Consider the following 4,035-nt stretch of genomic DNA (forward strand, 5'->3'; position numbering starts at 1 on the left):
GATAAAGTTTGATGTCTCAAGACAACCAACTAGCTTAGTTATCTCTCGTCATTACTGTTTTAAAGTTCATTCACTCAAACAATGAAGTCCGGTTTTTAAAAACCGAACCGCACTCTCACTAAACTCAGCTTCGCTTCGTCAAGTGATCGTAGTGTAAAAGAATTTTCGAGAATCGTATGTGTTTCACTGTTTAGTTATCAATGTTCATTGTTTCTCACTGTCTCTCGACAGCTTATTTAATTTATCATATCTTCTTTTGTTTGTCAATAACTTTTTTAAAGTTTTTCCAAACTTTTTCGAGAAGTTGATATCTGTCATTCTGTTTCAACGACTGAATTACTTTATCACAAGTTCAGTCATTTGTCAACATTGATTTTATATTTTCTGAAAACTTACTATTTTTTCAGTTGTCCAGAAACATTTTCTTACGACAGCTTGTTTACTTTACCACACCCAAAAGCATTCGTCAAGCACTTTTTTATAAAATTTAAAATATTATGTTTTTTATATTTTTCTCGCAGAATATTACTTGTAACCTGTAAATAAATCTATTCTATTACTGATGCCTGAATTCCTTGGGCGTCATATGAAACTGTTTTCTAAAGCATGAAATAAAATAGGATGAGTCGCTAAATCCAACATACTCGCCAATCTCGCTGATGCGTAAACCGCTATTTTTTAGCAATTCGGCTGCTTCCTTCAAACGAATTGTAAGTAAATATTTAGAAAAAGTCTCTCCTGTAGTAGCTTTAAAAAGCCGGCTCAGATAGGACGCATTCATAAATAACTGCCGTTCTGCAAGATCCTGTAACGAAATCTGCTGCTGATAATTCTCTTGTACATATTTGATAACCGTATCCACAATGCCCGAAGCATCATTGCTTTCTTCAAATGGAACGCTCATACATTTTTCCAATTGGCCTATAATGAAATTCTCTAATTCCCCCATACTGTAAAATCGGTACAAATCATAGGATCTTTCCTGTACAGAAAAACCAATGTTTCCCCATATGTTTCCGGCTTCAGCAGAATATATGCTTATAGTACTTAATATATCTGCAATTCCCTGATACACAGGATCTAAGGATTTTAGATTCATAAGGCGTTTATCATTAAAAAGTCCATGAACGATTTCATTTACTCTATTAGCATTGTTCTTTTGAAGTTCCTTTTTCAGCCCAATTTTCTGTCCTTCCGTAAATAAAACTGTAGAATCATTTTCAATATCTGAATAAAAAAAGATTTCATTCCAACCTTTTATCAAGCGCAGATTGATCGCCTCTATCGCACTTTTATAGGCAGTAATAAATTCTGATTTTCCACTCATTATGTCACTGATTCCAACGGTAAACCGGAAATTGACTTGGAATCCAATATAAATCGCAATACTGTTCATCAGCATTCTAATTTCATTTTCAGAGAGGGCTTTACACTGATCGGATAACACCAGCACCCACTCATGGCCTGTAGGAAAATGCCAAAGTACAGTTTGTACTACATGAAGCACCTGCCATTTCTTAAGTAATTCATGCATCTTCTTCTGCTGTTCTTCGCTATTATCATTGATCTGAATGACTGCAAGGCGGTATTTCTGCCAGGCATTATTATCCGGCACGTTTTCAATCAAACGATTCAGTAATTTCTCATTGGATACAAGCTGTCTCACTGATAATTGTTGTTTGGAAAATTCCAAGATGTCTTCCTCTTTTTGACGGTTCTTGGAGATTTCCTGTTGTTTTTTTCTGCTGATAATACGATCCACTGCATCAAGTAAAGCTGCCTGTTCAATAGGTTTTGTCAGATAGTCCTTTACCTGATATTGGATTGCCTGCTTGGCATAGGAAAATTCGGCATAACCAGATACCAGGATCACCTGTGTCCTGTATTTCTTTTCCATGATGCACCTTGATGTCTCCAATCCGTCAATGTCCATCATCCGAATATCCGTGATCAAAATGTCAACATCACCATCCGTTCTATTCAGATAATCTAGAACCTGGGCACCTGAATCAAACTCTCCAACAATTTCTATCGGAATATCTGAACGCAAAAGCATACTGGCAATTGCTTTTCTTGCAAGGATTTCATCATCCGCCACTACTATTTTCATTTTATATTCTGCCTCTGCGCCCATACCGTCAGCTCCTTTCCGAATCTATTCTTTTTAAATCCAGATAAACCTCTGTATTTCCGTTTTTCTTTTCAATGTGGACACCATAATCCGATCCATAGAACCCTTTGATCCGTGCATTTACATTTCTAAGTCCGATTGTTTCCCATTCAGCCTCATCAAATTCATCTCCTGGAACATAAGATGCATTCTCAGATTCCAAGATATGATTCCAATATGTAACATCCTGTTCCGACATTTGATTTCCATTATCCCATATCACAATTTTCAGGTCATCTTTTTCACTGAATACATTAATTCCAATTTTTCCACCAGTGCGTACATTTTTCAGTCCATGGTTAATGGCATTTTCCAGCATAGGCTGAAGCAGAAACTTCAGCATACTCATAGATTCAAGACCTTCCTGCACGAAAAATTCCACAGTAAACATATCTTGAAAGCGAATCATTTGAATTGCCAGATAATCCCTGGCATTTTGCAATTCCTGTGAAACCTGAACGATTTCCCCTCCTTTCACATTGTAACGCATAATCCGTGAAAGGCTGCCTGCCACCTGGCAGACACTGTCGATGCCTTCAATGCAGCCAATTGAATGAATGGTATTTAAGGTATTATAAAGAAAATGAGGATTGATCTGATATCTGAGCATCTGCATTCTCAGTTTTTGCTTGGCAATCTCGGAAGCAATCTCTTTCTCTTTGCTTTCATTTATACAAATAACCATTTCATTGTAGTTCTGAATCAATCTCCCCACGTCATTCTCATATGTTGCCGTATTGTCTGGAATCAATTCCAAATGTCCGTTTTTGCTTTTAGATATTGTATCATCTATAACCTTGAGTGGCTGACTTATAAAATATGCCAGTAAATAACTTACAACCAGAAATACAACTGCCAATCCAATCATCAGATACAAGATATCACGCATACTGTTGAATGCGTTTTCGTATAGAGCATTTTCAGACTGATATTGTATAATACTCCATCCGGAGGTGTCATTTTGTATTGCTGTCAGCAAATAATATCCCTGATCTATCTTAATCCTTTGGAATGTATCATTTCCCATCAGGAAATTCCTTGTCTGGTTTCTGAACCGTTCCAATGATTCCGGATCATCATTCAGGGACATTTTAGATGAAGGTGACTGATAAATCAGTCCATGATCATTCAAAACTGCAATACCTGTACTGTCAGCCTTTTTTGCGCCATCATCCAGAACTTCACATATGGTACTGAAATTAATATCTACTGCCAAAAGCCCCAAGTATCTTTTCGTACTATAATCATATAGATACGACAGCATTGTCACAACTCCATACTTTAAAAGATCAATCTCTTCCTCAAAAACCTCAAGGTAAACGGTTTTGCCAATGCTGTCCAACTGTGTTTTTTCTGCTATATCAACTATCCTGCTTCTATATTCATCACTTACATAACCAAGAGTACTGTAAGTTTCATCCTCTGCAATAATGGTCGCCCTGATAATATTCGGGTTGAATTCTACCGCATGCTTCATCGCTCTTTCCATATATTGGATATTCTCCCAGCGCTGATGAATAGGCAGTTCACGATTATTCTCTCGCAGAATAGACTTGTACTTCTCATCATACATCTGAATGCTTTTCAGCTGATCCGCACTTGTCAGTATTGTAGTCAAAAGAGTATTAATGTTCTCATTCAACTGAGTCATATAACGGATGTTTTCCCTTTGGATATCGGTGATGGTTTGTTTGCAGAACAGCAGGAAAATACACCCAATCAATATCCAGAGCACACAAAATGATGCTATCATCTTCCCTCTTAATGAACGTCTGCAAATTACGCTCAAACGGAATGCCAGTTCCGCTACTGCGGAACGGCTATTCCATTTTTAACGGTACGAAGTACCGCTAGATGATATCATT

The 4,035-nt window shown here is 37.1% G+C and carries 2 protein-coding genes; both read right to left on the minus strand.

The annotated features are described in order from the left end of the window. Nucleotides 1-556: 556 nt before the first annotated feature. Nucleotides 557-2,134, minus strand: a complete 1,578-nt coding sequence (locus OCV61_RS18265; protein ID WP_158422935.1) for a response regulator transcription factor — start codon at nucleotides 2,132-2,134, stop codon at nucleotides 557-559. Nucleotides 2,135-2,138: 4 nt separating this feature from the next. Beyond that, nucleotides 2,139-3,923 carry a sensor histidine kinase gene (locus OCV61_RS18270; RefSeq protein ID WP_158422936.1) on the minus strand — a complete coding sequence of 595 codons (1,785 nt, stop codon included), beginning with the start codon at nucleotides 3,921-3,923 and terminating at the stop codon, nucleotides 2,139-2,141. Between the last annotated feature and the right edge of the window lie 112 nt (nucleotides 3,924-4,035).

Origin of the sequence: Blautia ammoniilytica (genome assembly GCF_025566965.1) — a bacterium.
Lineage (GTDB): Bacteria > Bacillota > Clostridia > Lachnospirales > Lachnospiraceae > Blautia_A > Blautia_A ammoniilytica.